The organism is Rhodanobacter sp. 7MK24 (assembly GCF_014842995.1).
In the GTDB taxonomy this organism is placed as follows: domain Bacteria; phylum Pseudomonadota; class Gammaproteobacteria; order Xanthomonadales; family Rhodanobacteraceae; genus Rhodanobacter_A.
The window spans coordinates 386,195-401,072 of record NZ_JACYXL010000003.1 but is presented as its reverse complement, the minus strand read 5'-3'; the positions used below and the strand labels follow the sequence as shown (position 1 = coordinate 401,072).

The window sequence follows — 14,878 nt, the reverse complement described above, 5'->3', positions numbered from 1 at the left end:
GCGGGTCGATGCAAGCCTGCGGCGCGGCCGCGTTGGCAGACGCTAGAATGGCCGCTTTCCCCAGCAATTTCGCCATGCCCTATACGCCCATCGTCGCCACCCTCGGCTACGTGCTTTCACCCGACCGCGGCCAGGTGCTGATGATCCACCGCAACGCACGGCCCGACGACCAGCACCTCGGCAAATACAACGGCCTCGGCGGCAAGATGGAGCCGGGAGAGGACATCGCTGCCTGCATGCGCCGCGAGATTCGCGAGGAGGCCGGTATCGAATGCCTCTCCATGCAGTTGCGCGGCACGCTCAACTGGCCCGGCTTCGGCAAGCAGGGCGAGGACTGGCTGGGTTTCATCTTCCTGATCGACCGCTACGAGGGCACGCCGCTGGCGAGCAACCCCGAAGGCACGCTGGAATGGGTGGCGCGCGACAAGCTGATGGAACTGCCGATGTGGGAGGGCGATCGCCACTTCCTGCCGCTGGTGTTCGACGACGACGCACGCCCCTTCCATGGCGTGATGCCGTACAAGGAAGGGCGCATGCAGTCGTGGTCGTACACGCGCTTGTGAGCGGAACGCCGTGATTCGCATTGTCGCCGTGGTGATCTGCGACGGTTAGGGCGACCTTTCCGCACCCGCGTGCGAATTGCGCGAGGAACTGGGTCGTACCCTGGACCGGTTCGGCACGTTCCCTCTGCCGTGCCAGTGAGCTGATTGCAGTTGCCGGGACTCCAGACCGACTTTCCAGCCTAATTGCCGCTTTTTTCCGCTTCGTCGTCGGGCACCCAGACCAGCAGGTCGCCGGGCTGGCATTGCAGGAATTCGCAGATCTTCCCCAGCGTCTCGAAGCGCACGCCGCGCACGTGCCCGGATTTGAGCAGCGACAGGTTGGATTCCGTGATGCCCACGAACTGGGCCAGGTCGCGCGAGCGGATCTTGCGCAGCGCGAGCATCACGTCGAGTCGGACGACTATGGCCATTGGCGCCTCACACGATCGAGCGGCTGTCGTCTTCGAGGCGTGCTGCTTCGTCGAACAGTCGCGCCACGAGGAAGAACACCGCCGTGATCAGCAATGCCAGCAGGTCGCCACCGTCGAATGTCAGCGTGGCGGCATGGCGGCCCGCCTGGCGGGCCGCGGCAATGGCGGCGAACGCCGGCAGCACGACGCGCAGCGCGGCCGCCAGCGCCAGCAGGCCGGCGAAGTGGCGGAAGTGGCGCGTCGCCGCCGGCGCGAACAGGGCGTGTTCCCGCACTTGGCCCAGCATGCGCGCCAATTCGATCAGGGCGGCGGCGCTGACCAGGGCCAACACCAGCACGATGCCTGCAGCCCAGGCATGGGGCAGGTCGCTGCCGGTCAAGGTGGCGGCGACCGGTGCCGTGGCGCCCGGCGGCACCAGCACGCCGACCACGGTGACGAGCACGCAGGCGGCGGCGCCCACCCAGGCGGCCATGCGCAGGATGCGAGCGGTCCTGACGATGTTTGAATTTGTTGTTGATCGCATAATTATTTCTGTAATACAATAAATTATGTTCATGAGACAGTGGTGAATCTAGCATGCCGTACCGGTTCGTTCGTGCGTGGGGTTGCCGCGGGGCGGCGCTCGTCGTCGGCATGCTGCTGTCGCTGGGCGGCGCCAGCGTCAGCGTGATGGCGGTGCAGGCGTCACCGATGCCGCCCGAGCCAGTCGCCAGCGTGGAGTCGATGCTGGCTGCGCCAGCGCAGGAGATCTTCGCCTTGCGCACGGCCTTGCCGCAGATCGAACCTCCGCTGGCGCTGCTGGCCCGGGCGCGCGTCGCAGCGGCACGATTGGACGGCAGGCGATCGGCGCAACTGGTGGAACAGTTCCTCGCCACCGGCAAAGCGTCCGATCCGCGGCAGCGCGCCATCGCCTGGGAAATCGCCGCCGACGCTGCCTTCGCCGATGGCGATTACGCACGTGCGGCCAAGGCGGCGCAGCAACTACAAGCCGCATTGGTGGCATCCCGCGCCGACGCGGCGGAGCAGGCCGGCGCCGCCCAGACGGCGGCGATGGCCGTGCAATTGGCCGCATTGCCGATGCAGCAGAAGGTCGCATACCAGCCGAAGGCGGAACCGGTGCGCAGGGACAAGGTGGGGTTGCCGCGTGCGACGGCGAGCATCGACGGTCGCGTGCAGGAAGTAGTGCTGGATACCGGCGCCAATCTGTCGGTGCTGTCGTTGTCGACCGCGCGCCGGCTGGGCCTGCACCTGCAACAGGGCGGCGCCAGCGTGGGCAGTTCCAGTCGCGACGCGGTGGCGGTGCGCTTGGGCTTGGCCGATACCCTGAGCTTCGCCGGGCTCACCCTGCACGATGTGCCGTTCCTGGTGCTGGACGATGCGCAACTGGCCATGCCGGTGCCGGGCGGCTACCGGATCGATGCCATCCTGGGCTTCCCCGTGCTGCGTGCCTTGCAGCGGTTCCGCATCACTGCCGCCGGGCGTCTGGAGCCGTCGCTGTCGACGGCGAATCCCGCGGCGGCGGAAACGGGAAACCTGCTGATGGTCGGCAACGACATGTACGTGCAGGCGAACGTCGGCGGTGCGTCGTCGGTCGCGATGCATCTGGACAGCGGCGCGGCAAGTTCCGCGCTGTCCGCCGGTTTCGCCCGGCGCCATGCGGCGTTGCTGAAGGGCCTGCCGTCACGTCGCGCCCACGTGGCGGGCGCCGGCGGCGCGGTGGAGCGACGTACGACGATCTGGCCCGCCGTGCAGGTGCGCGTGGGCGACCGCACGACGACATTGGCCCGCATGGACGTGGAACTGGCCGGCGATGCGGACACTGCACCGAATGTGCTTGGCGAGGACGTACTGGGCGCGTTCGAGTGGTGGTCGGTCGATTTCGGGCGGATGCGGCTGGAGCTCGGTCCGCCGAATCCAGAGGCGCCGCGGGCGAGGCATGTGCCATGAGCGTATCCCTGGCTACCGAACGCTCCTGCGGCGACACGCAGGCAACCCTTGCGGACAGGCTTGCGGTACTGCGGGTCGCCGGCGAAGTTGAACCCGATCCCGGCCGTGCGTTGACGTGGTACCAGGAAACGCCCATCGCCCGGTTCGGTTCCTGCACGGCCGACGAACTGGTCAGGCTAGGGCGCGTGGCGGACGTGATGGCTTTCCTGCATTCGATAGCGAAATAGTATCCGGCGTTGCAATCCGCGTATCTCGGGTGGGGCATGGACAAAATGATTGAACTGCAGGTGCTGGAGGGTCGCCACGGCATCGTTCGTCTGGACGGCGATGCGGCCATTCCGACGTGGGCCGATGGTGCGGGGTTTGTTTCGATCACCCGGAATGGCGATGAGTTGTCGATCACCTGCCGGGTCGAGCGGATCCCGGCGGGCGTCCGTGCCGACCTGGATTGGGTTTGCCTGAGGTTCGTGGGGCCATTCGCCTTTGGCGAAACGGGTATCGTGCTCTCCGTCGTGAAGCCACTGTCGGAAAACGGGTTGGGCGTTTTCCTCGTGTCCACGTTCGATGGCGATTGCCTGCTGCTCAAGTCGGAGGATCTGGAAGCCGGGAAACGACTGCTTGCCGCCGCAGGACACACGGTCACCGGCTAGACCGGAAATTCCGCGGCAGTTTCCTTAAGGAATTGCACGAACCGATGTGGAGCGTGGGTATCGGCATCGCGGCCCACGCAACCGCTTTGGTGCCCGCTCGTGATCGAACATCGATTCCCGCATTGAGGCTGCGGCTAGCGCTGCTACCACCCGCGCCCATGGAATTGCCCCTGGCTCACGCCCACGGAGAAGCTGACGCCGCCGCTGGGGTGATCGCAGTCGCCAAGGTTCTTGGTGACGCTGACCGCGCCGCTCTGGTAGCTGCCGCTCGTGTGGTTGCCGGACATCACGCCCATGCCCACGTCGCCGTGCACCTGCGGCTGGTTGTAGGTGGAGTCGTCGCAGGTTTGCGATGCGCTGGCGGTATGGGTGTCGGCGTTGCCCATGCGACCGCTGGTATCGCCGTAGTACGCACCGGGAGCGCTGGCCGCGCCGGAACTGTTGGCGGGCTTGGCCGAGCTGCCGCTGGCGGCCGGCAGGTCGGAGGGCATGTTGTTGACCTGCGGCAGCTTGAGGTTGAGCGGCGGCGGCGCCTGGTTGGACGAGGTCTGCGCCCAGGCCGTGCCGGCGAGCAGGCAGGCGGCGAGCAGGGCAACGGCAGTGCGGGTGGTCTTCATGGGGAACTCCGGGGCTTGCCGCTTCCAACGCGCGAGCCGATGTTGGGGAATACAGGCTTGGACGCCGCGGTCGGCGGATGGTTCCGTGCGCGGCGGGTCAATGCACGCCCACCAGCTCGACCTCGAACACCAGCGTGGCGTTCGGTGGCACCGCGTCACCCGCGCCGCGGCTGCCATAGGCCAGTCGCGCCGGGATGACGAGGGTGCGTTTGCCGCCTACGTGCATGCCCTGGATGCCCTGGTCCCAGCCGGCGATCACTTCACCCGCACCCAGCGTGAAGCTGATCGGCTCGCCGCTTTCCTCCGAGCTGTCGAACTCGGCGCCATGGTGGTCCTTCGCGCCAGCGTCGTACAGCCAACCGGTGTAATTCACCCGTACCACGTCGCCATCGCGCGCCACCGTGCCAGTGCCGACCACCAGGTCGGTTTTCTGCAGCAGGGTGACCTGATCCGTCGCCGGCGCGGGCAGCGGCGCGCCGGCAGCGAAGGCGAGCGTGGCGGCGAGAAGCAGGCGGCGCATGATGGGATTCCCGGGTGAGGTGCGCGCAGTCTATCGGGATCAGTGCGCCAACTGCCCCTGTACCTGGTTGATCGAATCGCGGATGCGCTTGGAGAAAACGGAGTCGAGGTGGTGGATCAGCACCAGCCGTTCGGTGGCGCGGGTCATCGCCACGTAGAGCAGGCGCGCCTCGTCCACTTCGCGCTGGCCTTCGTGCGGCAGCGAGCCGAGGCCGGGCACGATCACGAAGGGGAATTCCAGGCCCTTGCAGGAGTGCATGGTGAGCAGCTTCACGCTGTCCTTCACCACGAACAGCGCCTGCTTGCCGCGCTCGTCGGCGAGGCTGGAGGGGATGTCGATGCGCGTCAGTGCCTCGTGCAGCTTCTCGCCTTCCCAGTTGTTGCGATAGATCACTGCCATGTCGCTCCACGGACGGCCGTGCGCGTGCTCGTCGCGCAACTGGGCGATCAAGGCATCGAGCTGGGCGCCGGCCGTGTCGGTGCGGATCAGCTCGGGCAGCGGGCCGCGGCGGCCGGCGCTTTCCGGGGCGATCAGCGGCACGCCGTCGTCGTCCTCGCTGCGTGCGGCGAGCAGTTCGCTGGCGAAATTGCGCGCCACCGCGAGGATCTCCAGCGTGTTGCGGTAGTTGAGCTTGAGGATGGTGGTGCGGCCCTGCGCCTGTACGCCGAGGCTTTTCCAGCTGATGCGGCGGCGGTCGGCTTTGCCGTAGATGTTCTGCGCGTCGTCGTAAAGCACCAGCAGCGAGTTGGTGGCCGGGTCGATCATCTGCACGATGAGCTTGTACCAGTCCGGCTCGAAGTCATGGCCTTCGTCCACCAGCACGGCGCCGTACTGGAAGCGCGGGATCTGGCCCTTGTCCACGCCTTCGATCACCCGCTCTACCATCTGCTCGAAGAAGCGCTCGCCCTTGGGCGGCAGCTCCACGTGGTAGCTGGTGAGCATGCGCCGGCACCAGCGGTGGAAGTTGTATACCTGCACCTTGTCGCCGAGGCCGCGTTCGCCGATGAGTTCTTCCAGCCGTGCCGCCAGTGCCTTGTTGTAGCAGAGCACCAGGATCGGACGGCTCATCGAGCGCGCCAGCTGCATGGCACGGAAGCCGAGGATCATGGTTTTGCCGGAGCCCGCGACGCCGTGGATGATGCGGTGCTCGTCGCCCAGCGAACGCGCCAGCTGCTCCTGCTGCGCATCCATCACCTTCACCAGTTCGGGGATTTCCAGCGGGCGCGCGTCCTTGCCCGCGGCGGCGAACAGGCCGAACTGGCCGCTGCCCGGTTCCACACGGATCTCGGGAAACAGGTGCCAGCGCACGCGGTCGATCTGCGGCAGGGTGAGCGCCACCGGGAACACCTGCGGGAACATCGCCCACAGCTGCTCCTGGAAGGCTTCGGAATCCACCGTCTCGTACAGGTCGTCCCGGCAGATCGCAAGATGAGCGGGGATCACCGCGTCCAATCCACCTTCCTCGAACTGCTTGCGGGTGATGTTGGCCAGCACCACGCCGTAGCCCCAGGGCATGACCAGCTTGCCGGCGTAGCGATGGCCGTCCGGGTTGCGCAGCGCCGGGTCGTTCTCCAGCACCACGCCGATTTCCAGCGCATAGGCCCGTGCCTGCAGCAGCGGGCTGGTTTCCTTCGCCAGCCCGCGCTCGGTGACCAGGGTGAACTGGGTCTTGTCGGCGTGGCGGATGGTGTCCGCCTTCCAGTCCTTCACTTCCAGCACCAGCAAGCCGCGGCGCGGATGGAATACCACGAAGTCGGGCTGGCGCTGCTTCAGCCCCACCGGCACGTCGTACCAGAGCAGGTAATCGCTTTCGAGCTTCTGTTCCAGCCGTTCGGATACGCGCTTCTCGCCGCCGGTCATGCGCGGCAGGCAGCTGTTGCGGGAGGGTATGAGGGTGGCCATGCCTGCTTCCGTGGAGGGCTTGCCGGAAAGTAGCCGAACGCTGCGGCCTGTCAACGGCGCCTTGCATCGGCCGCTCTGCGGGTGTCGTATGCTTGAAAATGTGAACTGCGTCTCAAGAATTCCGGGCTGAGGCCGATACGACTTCGATATCCCAGACGTCTTGTTCGGGGAGGGTGGATGTCCGTTTTGGTGCAGAGCCTGTCGTTGCTGGGCGCGATGCAGGCCGCGACCGTGGCGTTGATGCTGTGGTTGGGCGTGCATTCGGACGAAAGCCGAGCAGTACGCAGCCTGCATCTGCGCGCCAGCGCGTTGGCGGTGGAAGCGTTGGGCTACAGCACGGTGGCATTCAGGCATTACCTGCCTGCAGGCACGGCGACCCTGGGCGGCAATGCCCTCAACCTGCTCGCGCAGGCGATGAGCGTGGTTGCGCTGCGGATGCTGCTGGGCGCGCCGTTGCGTTGGCGCGCGGCGGTTGCGGTAGGCGTGATCGGTTGGGTGGGCGTGGCCTGGTTCGCCGCCGTCCAGCCCGATTACCGGAGCCGTGTGCTGTGGGGCTCGGTGGCCATTGCCTGCAACCTCATGCTCAACATCGAGGCGCTGGTGCGCGGGCGCTGGGACAACTGGTCGCGAGCGCGCCATGCGCTGCTGTGGATCTTCGCGTTGTCGTTGCTGTTGCTGGTGTGGCGCAACGGCATGCTGTGGCTGGGGGACACGCGGCTGGACAGCGTGCTTGCGCCCAGCTCGATCAACGTCTTCTGGATGCTGCTTTCGGGCATGCAGTCGCTGTTCTACGGCCTGGGCTTCCTGCTGCTGTACAACGAGCTGCTGCAGCGCCAGCTGCACGTGATGGCGCGCGTGGATTCGTTGACCGGCGTGCCGAACCGGCTGGCCTTGGAAGAGCGGTTCACCGGCATGCTTGCCACGGATGCCGGCGCGCATGCGCCGTTCTGCCTGCTGCTGCTGGACATCGACCATTTCAAGAGCGTGAACGACCGTTTCGGGCACGACTGCGGCGACAAGGCGCTGAAGGCGCTGACGCGCCGCGTCCGCGACGTGCTGCGCGGCACCGACATGGTCGGCAGGCTGGGCGGCGAAGAGTTCATCGTGCTGGCACCGGACGTGGGCCGGGCGGCCGGCGAAGCGTTGGCGGAACGGATTCGCGAGGCGGTTGCCGGCGCACCGGTAAGCATCGACGACCGCGACCTGCCGCTCACCGTTTCGGTGGGCGTGGCCGAGGCCGAACTGCACGAGCGGGACATGTCTACCACGCTGCGGCGCGCCGACAAGGCGCTCTACGTCGCCAAGCACGGCGGCCGCAACCGGGTGGTGGTGGCGCCGACGTATGCCGGCGGCATGGCGCGATAGTCGCACCGGTTATTTGCAGTGCGCCGGGCGTGGTGCTATTGATGGACGTCATGAATCCCACCGCCCGCCAGTATTTTTGGTTTTATGGCTATCCGAAGCCGCTGGCGGAGGCATGGGTGCGATCGTCCTGACGAAACACTGAAACCCCATCCCGAAAGCCGCCAGCAATACCGAGGCGGCTTTTTTCATGGCCGCCGCACCCCACACGAGGAGCCGCCGCCATGTCCCACGTTTCCACCGATGATCTGCGCATCCGCAGTATCCATCCGCTCGCCACGCCTCTCGAGGTGATGGACGAGTGTCCCGCCACCAACGCGATGCTGGACACCGTGGGCAATGCGCGCGTGGCACTGCACCGCATCCTCGATGGCCTGGACGATCGGCTCGCGGTGGTGATCGGCCCATGCTCGATCCATGATCCGCGCGCCGCGCTGGATTATGCGCAGCGGCTGGCGGCGCAGCGCGAACGCCTCGGTGACGAGCTGGAAATCGTGATGCGCGTGTATTTCGAGAAGCCGCGCACCACCGTGGGCTGGAAAGGACTCATCAACGACCCCGACCTCGACGGCAGCTTCCGCATCGACAAGGGCCTGCGCGTTGCGCGCAAGCTGCTGTGCGGCATCAACGCGTTGGGGGTGCCGGCGGCTTGCGAATTCCTCGACATCATTTCGCCGCAATATCTCGCGGACCTGGTGGCGTGGGGCGCCATCGGTGCGCGCACCACCGAGAGCCAGGTGCACCGCGAGATGGCCTCGGGCCTGTCGTGCCCGGTGGGCTTCAAGAACGGCACCGACGGCAACGTGAAGATCGCGGTGGACGCGGTGCAGGCCGCCTCGCATCCGCACCATTTCCTCGCCGTGACCAAGCAGGGGCAGGCCGCCATCGCCGCCACCAGCGGCAACCGCGATTGCCACGTGATCCTGCGCGGCGGCAAGGTTCCGAACTATGACGCGGCCAACGTGGAAGCGGCATGCGCCGCCATCGCCAAGGCTGGCCTGCCGGCGCGGGTGATGATCGACGCCAGCCATGCCAACAGCAGCAAGAAGCCGGAGAACCAGCCGCTGGTTATCGCCGACATCGCCGGACAGCTCGAAGCGGGTGAACGGCGCATCGTGGGCACGATGGTGGAAAGCCATCTCGTCGCCGGCCGCCAGGACCTGCTGGAGGGCCATCCGCTGACCTACGGCCAGAGCATCACCGACGGCTGCATCGGCTGGGACGAATCGGTGCGCGTGCTGGAACAGCTGGCCGCCGCCGTACGCCACCGCCGCGCGGCGGCACGGAAAGGGCTTGCGGCATGAGAGAGGTATGCTTGACGGCATCGTCCACGGAGGCCGCCATGCATCTGGAGATTCATCATGACCGCGCCGCACAGCGCTTCGAGACGCGGGTAGAGGGCATGCATTGCGTGCTCGACTACAGGCTGGCTGCTGGCGTGATGACGATTACCCACACCATGGTGCCGCCGCCTGTCGGCGGCCGTGGCGTGGCCGGTGAGCTGGTGCGCTCGGCGCTGGAGTTTGCACGCGACGAGGGCCTGTTGGTGCAGGCGGCCTGCTCGTATGCTGCAGCATGGATGGAGCGTCACCCCGACTACGCGGAGCTGCGTGCATGAGCCACGGCCCGCTCGACTCCAACGGTGCGGCCAAGCCGCGACGCTGGCGACCGTTCCGCTACGTGAGGGCACGGCCGCGGCTGAGCGTGTCGTTCGTGATTTTCGTGGTCAGCGGTACGGTGCTGATCGCGCTGGGTCTGCGCCTGGCCACCGCGATCCTGCTGGGCTTCGACTTCGCTGCAGTGGTCTATCTGTTGGCGCTGGCGCGGCTGTTCAATCATTCCACGCCCGCGCATATGCGGCTGCAGGCCAAGGCGCAGGACACCGGGCGCTGGGGCGTGCTGTGGAGCGCGGTGGTGCTTTCCGGTGTGGTGTTGGTGGCGCTGGGCACCGAGCTGCACGCGGCGAAGGGTGGCGGCCTGCCTGCGCTGGGCGTGGGCGCGCTCAGCGTGGTACTGAGCTGGCTGTTCCTCAACATCATGTTCGCGCTGCACTATGCGCACGGCTTCTATGGTGATTTCGGCGAGAAGCACGCGGGGCTGCAGTTCCCGGACACGCCCAAACCCGACTACTGGGACTTCACCTACTTCGCCATCGTGATCGGCATGACCTTCCAGGTCTCCGACGTGCAGATCAGCAGCCGCTACCTGCGTCGCGTGGCGCTGCTGCACAGCGTGATCGCATTCTTCTTCAACGTGTTCATCATCGCGATCACGGTGAATATCGTGGCGGGGATGGGCGGATAACTGGCTGCCGTCAGACAGCCAGTTATCCCGATCCACGGATGGATTGGCCGGCGGAGCCGAGTCCGGCGAGCGCCGGATCCGGCGAGCCGGGAAAGGGCGGGAAAGCACTTTCCCGACAACAGGCAAGCCGCTTCGGCTTCAATCGCGGAAATTGTCGAACTGCAACGGCAATTCCACGTCGGCCTTGCGCAGCACCGCCATCGCCAGCTGCAGGTCGTCACGCTTCTTGCCCGTCACGCGCAGCTTGTCGCCGTTGATCTGCGCTTCGACCTTGAGCTTGGCTTCCTTCAGCGTGGCCACCAGTTTCTTCGCCACGGGCTGCTCGATGCCCTGCTTCACCGTGACCTTCTGCCGCGCGCCGGCCAGGTTGGTTTCCACCTCGCCGATGTCCAGCGCACGGATGTCGATCTTCCGCGTGGTGAGCCGGCCGCGCAGGATGTCCAGCATCTGCTGCAGCTGGAAGTCGCTGGGCGCGGTGAGCAGGATCTCGGACTGCTCCAGCGCGAACTTCGCCTCCGAGCCCTTGAAGTCGAAGCGGTTCGCCAGCTCGCGGTTGGCCTGGTCCACGGCATTGGTGAGTTCGTGCTTGTCGACTTCGGAGATCACGTCGAAGGAGGGCATGGCGAAAGCTCGCATGTGGGAAGGCGCAAAGTGTACGCGATGCGATAATGCGCGCCTTGCATGGCGGGAGTGGCCGGTTGAAAACGGATGTACTGATCGTCGGCGCCGGCGCCGCGGGCCTGATGTGCGCGATCACCGCGGGGCGGCGCGGTCGCCGCGTGCTGGTGGTGGATCACGCGAACCGCGTCGGCAAGAAGATCCTGATGTCCGGTGGTGGCCGCTGCAACTTCACCAACACCGGCACGTCTCCCGCCAACTACCTCAGCGCCAATCCGCATTTCGCCAAGTCGGCGCTGGCGCGCTATACGCCGGCGGACTTCGTCGCGCTGGTGGAAAAGCACGGCATCGCCTACCACGAAAAGGAGCTCGGGCAGCTGTTCTGCGACGATTCCTCCAAGCAGATCGTGCGCTTGCTGCTGGACGAATGCGCCGCCGCTGGCGTACGCGTCGAAACCAGCTGCGGTGTCGAGCGCGTGCGCAGAACGGACGAGGGTTTCGCCGTGCTCACTGCGCGCGGCGAGGTGCATGCGGAGTCGTTGGTGGTGGCGACGGGCGGCCTGTCGATCCCCAGCATGGGTGCCAGCGGTTTCGGCTACGAACTGGCGCGGCAGTTCGGCCATGCCGTGCTGCCCGTGCGTGCGGCGCTGGTGCCGCTGACCCTGAGTGGCAAGCACCAGGAGCATTACGCCGATCTCGCCGGCGTGGCGCTGCCGCTGGCCGGAACGCGCGTGGGCAAGCGCGCGTTCCGCGCGGGTCTGCTGTTCACGCATCGCGGCCTGAGCGGGCCGTCCATCTTGCAGATTTCCTCGTACTGGCAACCGGGCGACGACTTGCGGCTCGACCTCGCGCCGGATGTCGGCCTGGGCGACTGGCTGGTGCAGCAGCGCGGCGCGCGACCGGCGGCAGAACTGAAGAACGTGCTGGCTGACGCGCTGCCGAAGCGCCTCGCGCAGCGCCTGTGCGAACTGGTCTTCGAAAGCCGCCCCATGCGCCAGTACCGCGACGCGGATTTGCGCGAGATCGGCCGGCAGTTGCACGACTGGCCGATCACGGCCAGCGGCACCGAGGGTTACCGCACCGCCGAGGTGACGTTGGGCGGCGTGGACACCGACGGGCTTTCCTCAAGCACGATGCAATCGAGGCTGGTGCCAGGCCTGTATTTCATCGGCGAAGTGGTGGACGTCACCGGCTGGCTGGGTGGCTACAACTTCCAATGGGCATGGGCTTCGGGCCATGCGGCAGGTGAGGTTGCCTGAGCTCGTAGGAGCACCCTGTGCGCGATTGCCTTGCGCTTCGGTCGGAGCGAATGGCAATCGCGCATAGGGTGCCTTCCTGCATGAGCCCCGTGGGCGGGAGTGGCGCGTCAGCGCCGCCGCTGCTGCAGCCAGTGGTCGAGCTGGTTCGCGAACGCCTGCTTGTCACGTGCATGGAACGGCGCGTGGCCGCCGGTGTCGACGCCGGTGCTGCGCAACTCATCCATGAAATTGCGCATGGTCAGTCGTTGGGCGATGGTGTCGGGCGTGTGCAGCGTGCCGCGCGGATCGAGTGCCAGCGCGCCTTTTTCAACCACCATTGCGGCCAGCGGAATGTCCTGCGTGACGACGAGGTCGCCGGCATTCGCGCGACGCGCGATCTCTTGGTCGGCGACGTCGAAGCCGCCGGGCACCTGCACGGCGCGCACGTAGCGCGAGGGCGGCGTACGCAGGTACTGGTTCGCCACCAGCGTCACCATCACCTGTTCGCGATCGGCGGCGCGGAACAGCATTTCCTTGATGACTACCGGGCAGGCATCGGCATCGACGAGGATCTGCGCCGCGTTGCTCACGCCGCATTCCAGTGCAGCGTGCCGTCGACGATGGTATGGGTGCGGCCACCGACCCAGACCGTGCCGTTCACGATGTGGACGACAAGCTGGGCATCGTGGCCGATCTCGCGTCCCTGGCTCACGACATACCCGCCGGCTAGCGATCCGCCTGGTTCGGCGTGAGCGATGTATGCGGCGATCAAGCCGTTGGCAGCGCCGGAAGCGGGGTCCTCGACGATGCCCACGCCGGCTGGGAAGGCGCGCACTACCAGCTGGTAGTCGGGATGGGTGCTGCGCGCGAACGCGCACAGCCCCATGCTGTCGCTGGCATGGGCCAGCGCACCGATGGCGCTGTGATCGGGCTTCCAGGCGCGTAGCGCCGCCTCGCTTTCCAGCTCGGCCAGCCACCAACGGCGGCCGCCATCGACCAGAGCAGGTGGCAGGGCACCGCAGCCGGCTCCGGCCAACGAGGCAGCCAGCAGGGGATGCGCGTCATGGCCGGTGTCCAGCACGCGCTCGCCGGGAGATTTCAACAGCATGCAACGATTCGCACCTTCGCCTTCCACGCGCATCGGCAGCACGCCGGCACCGCACTCCTGCCACAGCTGGCCATCGACGGGGCGCACTAGTCCGCACTCCAGCGCGGCGTGCGCGCTGCCTACGCTGGGATGGCCGGCGAACGGGATCTCCTTGTGCGGCGTGAAGATGCGCACGCGGTAGCTGGCCGAAGGATCGGCGGGCGGCAGCAGAAAGGTGGTTTCGACCAGGTTCGTCCAGCGCGCGAAGCGCTGCATCGCGTCGCCGCTCCAATGCTCGGCGCCGACCACCACGCCGAGGTGGTTGCCGCCGCCGTGTGTGGCCGCAAAGACGTCCAAATGAAGGTAGCGAATCGCAGGCATGGGCATAGGGTTCGTGGGGAAGCGCGCATGATAGTCGCGTCCGCCAGCCGGCGGGGCGTTTTATCGCGGATTCGACAAGTGCGCGCGCTGCGGCCAAGATGCCGCCACCTCATCACCCGGGCGCGGAACCGTTCATGTTGATTACCCTCATCATCATCGCGATCACCTGCATCGTCTCGTTCATGGCGTTCAAGAACGGGCGGCTGATGAACGACCTGATCCTGTGGCCGCCGGCGATCAGCCGACAGCGCGAGTACCACCGGTTGGTGACCTACGGGCTGGTGCATGCGGACTTCAACCATCTGCTTTTCAACATGATCACGCTGTTCTTCTTCGGTCAGCAGATGGAGCGTTTCTACACCATGGCAATGGGTACGTTCGGCTTCGTGCTGTTCTACATCGGCGCGCTGGTGGTCTCGATCCTGCCTACGTATTTCCAGAACCGCGGCAATCCGAATTACCGCAGTCTTGGCGCGTCGGGCGCGGTGTCGGCGGTACTGTTCTCCTTCATCATGCTGGCACCGTGGTCGCGCATCATCGTGTTCGTGCTGCCGATGCCGGCGATCGTCTATGCCGTGCTTTACACCGCATACTCGATCTACATGGACAGGAGCGGGCGGGGCAACGTCAACCACAACGCGCACCTGTGGGGCGCCGCCTACGGTGTCGCATTCACCCTGCTGGTGGATCCGCAAGTGCTCTCGAGTTTCCTCGGCCAGTTGTCGCATCCGCGGTTCTGAACTCGGCTTCTGTTGGAGGCTCCCGCAAGGCCTCCTGCCGCATCCGGATGCCCCCGGCCGGCTCTCAGCACCGGTTCAAGCGGGTCGGCGCAAGCTGGCGTTGTCGTCTCCCAAGGAGGCCGTGTCATGAAACGTCTGATTTGCGGTTTCATCCTCATCGTGGTGGCCGCCTTGCTGTCCGGTTGCTACTACGAGCCTGGCTACGGCTACGTGCGCGCCACGCCGTATGCCGGCCCTGCCTATTACGGCAACGCCGTCGTCTATGGCGACAGTTACTACGCTGCGTCAGGCTGGTACGGCTATGGCGGCTGGTACGACGGTTATGGCTATGGTTGTTGTTATGCACCGGGCCTGGTGGTCGGCGGCGTGTGGTACGACCACTGGGGCCATCGCCATTATCGCGGGGGCTACTACGGACACGGTCCCGTCCACTCGGCTGGCGGCGTGCACGGCCACGTCAGCGTCCACACCGGCACCACGCACCACTGAGCACAGCTGCGGCATGATGGCGGGATGACCCGCCATCATGCCTTTGTTCG

General features: G+C 66.4%; 19 protein-coding genes. 11 read left to right on the top strand and 8 right to left on the bottom strand.

All coding sequences use genetic code 11. From position 1 onward, the window contains the following. Window positions 1–74: 74 nt before the first annotated feature. Window positions 75–563, top strand: a complete 489-nt coding sequence (locus IHE49_RS08330; protein ID WP_192156740.1) for an 8-oxo-dGTP diphosphatase — start codon at window positions 75–77, stop codon at window positions 561–563. A gap of 179 nt (window positions 564–742) precedes the next feature. Here IHE49_RS08330 and IHE49_RS08325 read toward each other — a convergent pair whose 3' ends face one another. Together IHE49_RS08325 and IHE49_RS08320 are read right to left on the bottom strand one after the other, a co-directional pair. Beyond that, a complete protein-coding gene (locus IHE49_RS08325; protein ID WP_192156738.1) occupies window positions 743–973 on the bottom strand; it encodes a helix-turn-helix transcriptional regulator in 231 nt (76 codons plus the stop codon). Between the two features lie 7 nt (window positions 974–980). After that, window positions 981–1,445 carry a DUF2975 domain-containing protein gene (locus IHE49_RS08320; RefSeq protein WP_192156736.1) on the bottom strand — a complete coding sequence of 155 codons (465 nt, stop codon included), beginning with the start codon at window positions 1,443–1,445 and terminating at the stop codon, window positions 981–983. Window positions 1,446–1,549: 104 nt separating this feature from the next. On the opposite strand from IHE49_RS08320, the gene IHE49_RS08315 reads away from it, so the two are divergent. The 3 genes from IHE49_RS08315 to IHE49_RS08305 are packed head-to-tail and all read left to right on the top strand — an operon-like array spanning window position 1,550 to window position 3,570. Next, window positions 1,550–2,920, top strand: coding sequence for a retropepsin-like aspartic protease (locus tag IHE49_RS08315; RefSeq protein WP_192156735.1), 1,371 nt, complete (start codon window positions 1,550–1,552; stop codon window positions 2,918–2,920). Then, on the top strand, window positions 2,917–3,147 hold the full coding sequence (locus tag IHE49_RS08310; protein ID WP_192156733.1) for a hypothetical protein: 231 nt from the start codon (window positions 2,917–2,919) through the stop codon (window positions 3,145–3,147). The genes IHE49_RS08315 and IHE49_RS08310 overlap by 4 nt, the downstream gene beginning before the upstream one ends. Before the next feature lie 45 nt (window positions 3,148–3,192). Beyond that, on the top strand, window positions 3,193–3,570 hold the full coding sequence (locus IHE49_RS08305; protein WP_225578282.1) for an ACT domain-containing protein: 378 nt from the start codon (window positions 3,193–3,195) through the stop codon (window positions 3,568–3,570). 143 nt (window positions 3,571–3,713) lie between these two features. Here IHE49_RS08305 and IHE49_RS08300 read toward each other — a convergent pair whose 3' ends face one another. The 3 genes from IHE49_RS08300 to IHE49_RS08290 all read right to left on the bottom strand — a co-directional run bounded on the left by IHE49_RS08300 (window position 3,714) and on the right by IHE49_RS08290 (window position 6,609). Then, window positions 3,714–4,187 (bottom strand): hypothetical protein, encoded by a 474-nt coding sequence (locus IHE49_RS08300; protein ID WP_192156723.1) that lies wholly within the window; start codon window positions 4,185–4,187, stop codon window positions 3,714–3,716. A gap of 97 nt (window positions 4,188–4,284) precedes the next feature. Beyond that, on the bottom strand, window positions 4,285–4,707 hold the full coding sequence (locus IHE49_RS08295) for an FKBP-type peptidyl-prolyl cis-trans isomerase (RefSeq protein ID WP_192156721.1): 423 nt from the start codon (window positions 4,705–4,707) through the stop codon (window positions 4,285–4,287). Window positions 4,708–4,746: 39 nt separating this feature from the next. After that, on the bottom strand, window positions 4,747–6,609 hold the full coding sequence (locus IHE49_RS08290) for a 3'-5' exonuclease (RefSeq protein WP_192156719.1): 1,863 nt from the start codon (window positions 6,607–6,609) through the stop codon (window positions 4,747–4,749). A gap of 177 nt (window positions 6,610–6,786) precedes the next feature. Here IHE49_RS08290 and IHE49_RS08285 point away from each other — a divergent pair, with 177 nt between their 5' ends. The 4 genes from IHE49_RS08285 to IHE49_RS08270 all read left to right on the top strand — a co-directional run bounded on the left by IHE49_RS08285 (window position 6,787) and on the right by IHE49_RS08270 (window position 10,275). After that, the gene (locus IHE49_RS08285) at window positions 6,787–7,974 is read left to right on the top strand and encodes a GGDEF domain-containing protein (RefSeq protein WP_192156717.1); all 1,188 of its coding nucleotides are present in this window, start codon (window positions 6,787–6,789) and stop codon (window positions 7,972–7,974) included. Between the two features lie 221 nt (window positions 7,975–8,195). After that, window positions 8,196–9,275, top strand: coding sequence for a 3-deoxy-7-phosphoheptulonate synthase (locus IHE49_RS08280; RefSeq protein WP_192156715.1), 1,080 nt, complete (start codon window positions 8,196–8,198; stop codon window positions 9,273–9,275). Window positions 9,276–9,313: 38 nt separating this feature from the next. Then, window positions 9,314–9,589: a GNAT family N-acetyltransferase gene (locus tag IHE49_RS08275; RefSeq protein ID WP_192156713.1), complete on the top strand. Its 276-nt coding sequence runs from the start codon at window positions 9,314–9,316 to the stop codon at window positions 9,587–9,589. Continuing rightward, window positions 9,586–10,275, top strand: a complete 690-nt coding sequence (locus tag IHE49_RS08270; protein ID WP_192156711.1) for a DUF1345 domain-containing protein — start codon at window positions 9,586–9,588, stop codon at window positions 10,273–10,275. Before IHE49_RS08275 ends, IHE49_RS08270 begins: the two co-directional genes overlap by 4 nt. 138 nt (window positions 10,276–10,413) lie before the next feature. Here the strand turns inward: IHE49_RS08270 and IHE49_RS08265 are convergent, their stop codons facing one another. After that, the gene (locus IHE49_RS08265) at window positions 10,414–10,896 is read right to left on the bottom strand and encodes a YajQ family cyclic di-GMP-binding protein (RefSeq protein ID WP_192156709.1); all 483 of its coding nucleotides are present in this window, start codon (window positions 10,894–10,896) and stop codon (window positions 10,414–10,416) included. 47 nt (window positions 10,897–10,943) lie between these two features. Here IHE49_RS08265 and IHE49_RS08260 point away from each other — a divergent pair, with 47 nt between their 5' ends. After that, window positions 10,944–12,152, top strand: a complete 1,209-nt coding sequence (locus IHE49_RS08260) for an NAD(P)/FAD-dependent oxidoreductase (RefSeq protein ID WP_192156707.1) — start codon at window positions 10,944–10,946, stop codon at window positions 12,150–12,152. A gap of 107 nt (window positions 12,153–12,259) precedes the next feature. Here the strand turns inward: IHE49_RS08260 and IHE49_RS08255 are convergent, their stop codons facing one another. Together IHE49_RS08255 and IHE49_RS08250 are read right to left on the bottom strand one after the other, a co-directional pair. Beyond that, window positions 12,260–12,721 carry a YaiI/YqxD family protein gene (locus tag IHE49_RS08255; protein ID WP_192156705.1) on the bottom strand — a complete coding sequence of 154 codons (462 nt, stop codon included), beginning with the start codon at window positions 12,719–12,721 and terminating at the stop codon, window positions 12,260–12,262. Beyond that, entirely contained in the window at window positions 12,718–13,599 is an 882-nt protein-coding gene (locus tag IHE49_RS08250; protein WP_192156703.1) for a PhzF family phenazine biosynthesis protein, read from the bottom strand. The genes IHE49_RS08255 and IHE49_RS08250 overlap by 4 nt, the downstream gene beginning before the upstream one ends. A gap of 134 nt (window positions 13,600–13,733) precedes the next feature. On the opposite strand from IHE49_RS08250, the gene IHE49_RS08245 reads away from it, so the two are divergent. Beyond that, window positions 13,734–14,339, top strand: a complete 606-nt coding sequence (locus IHE49_RS08245; RefSeq protein ID WP_192156701.1) for a rhomboid family intramembrane serine protease — start codon at window positions 13,734–13,736, stop codon at window positions 14,337–14,339. Between the two features lie 126 nt (window positions 14,340–14,465). After that, entirely contained in the window at window positions 14,466–14,828 is a 363-nt protein-coding gene (locus IHE49_RS08240) for a hypothetical protein (RefSeq protein ID WP_192156699.1), read from the top strand. The last annotated feature ends 50 nt before the right edge of the window (window positions 14,829–14,878 follow it).

Excerpts from the sequence above, each read along its gene's own strand:
- IHE49_RS08275 (WP_192156713.1), top strand. The coding sequence starts at position 9,314 with ATGCATCTGGAGATTCATCATGACCGCGCCGCACAGCGCTTCGAGACG.
- IHE49_RS08260 (WP_192156707.1), top strand. The coding sequence starts at position 10,944 with ATGCGCGCCTTGCATGGCGGGAGTGGCCGGTTGAAAACGGATGTACTG.
- IHE49_RS08310 (WP_192156733.1), top strand. The coding sequence starts at position 2,917 with ATGAGCGTATCCCTGGCTACCGAACGCTCCTGCGGCGACACGCAGGCA.
- IHE49_RS08305 (WP_225578282.1), top strand. The coding sequence starts at position 3,193 with ATGATTGAACTGCAGGTGCTGGAGGGTCGCCACGGCATCGTTCGTCTG.
- IHE49_RS08300 (WP_192156723.1), bottom strand. The coding sequence starts at position 4,187 with ATGAAGACCACCCGCACTGCCGTTGCCCTGCTCGCCGCCTGCCTGCTC.
- IHE49_RS08250 (WP_192156703.1), bottom strand. The coding sequence starts at position 13,599 with ATGCCTGCGATTCGCTACCTTCATTTGGACGTCTTTGCGGCCACACAC.
- IHE49_RS08290 (WP_192156719.1), bottom strand. The coding sequence starts at position 6,609 with ATGGCCACCCTCATACCCTCCCGCAACAGCTGCCTGCCGCGCATGACC.
- IHE49_RS08320 (WP_192156736.1), bottom strand. The coding sequence starts at position 1,445 with ATGGCCGCCTGGGTGGGCGCCGCCGCCTGCGTGCTCGTCACCGTGGTC.
- IHE49_RS08270 (WP_192156711.1), top strand. The coding sequence starts at position 9,586 with ATGAGCCACGGCCCGCTCGACTCCAACGGTGCGGCCAAGCCGCGACGC.
- IHE49_RS08240 (WP_192156699.1), top strand. The coding sequence starts at position 14,466 with ATGAAACGTCTGATTTGCGGTTTCATCCTCATCGTGGTGGCCGCCTTG.
- IHE49_RS08245 (WP_192156701.1), top strand. The coding sequence starts at position 13,734 with ATGTTGATTACCCTCATCATCATCGCGATCACCTGCATCGTCTCGTTC.
- IHE49_RS08295 (WP_192156721.1), bottom strand. The coding sequence starts at position 4,707 with ATGCGCCGCCTGCTTCTCGCCGCCACGCTCGCCTTCGCTGCCGGCGCG.
- IHE49_RS08285 (WP_192156717.1), top strand. The coding sequence starts at position 6,787 with ATGTCCGTTTTGGTGCAGAGCCTGTCGTTGCTGGGCGCGATGCAGGCC.
- IHE49_RS08280 (WP_192156715.1), top strand. The coding sequence starts at position 8,196 with ATGTCCCACGTTTCCACCGATGATCTGCGCATCCGCAGTATCCATCCG.
- IHE49_RS08325 (WP_192156738.1), bottom strand. The coding sequence starts at position 973 with ATGGCCATAGTCGTCCGACTCGACGTGATGCTCGCGCTGCGCAAGATC.
- IHE49_RS08265 (WP_192156709.1), bottom strand. The coding sequence starts at position 10,896 with ATGCCCTCCTTCGACGTGATCTCCGAAGTCGACAAGCACGAACTCACC.
- IHE49_RS08315 (WP_192156735.1), top strand. The coding sequence starts at position 1,550 with ATGCCGTACCGGTTCGTTCGTGCGTGGGGTTGCCGCGGGGCGGCGCTC.
- IHE49_RS08330 (WP_192156740.1), top strand. The coding sequence starts at position 75 with ATGCCCTATACGCCCATCGTCGCCACCCTCGGCTACGTGCTTTCACCC.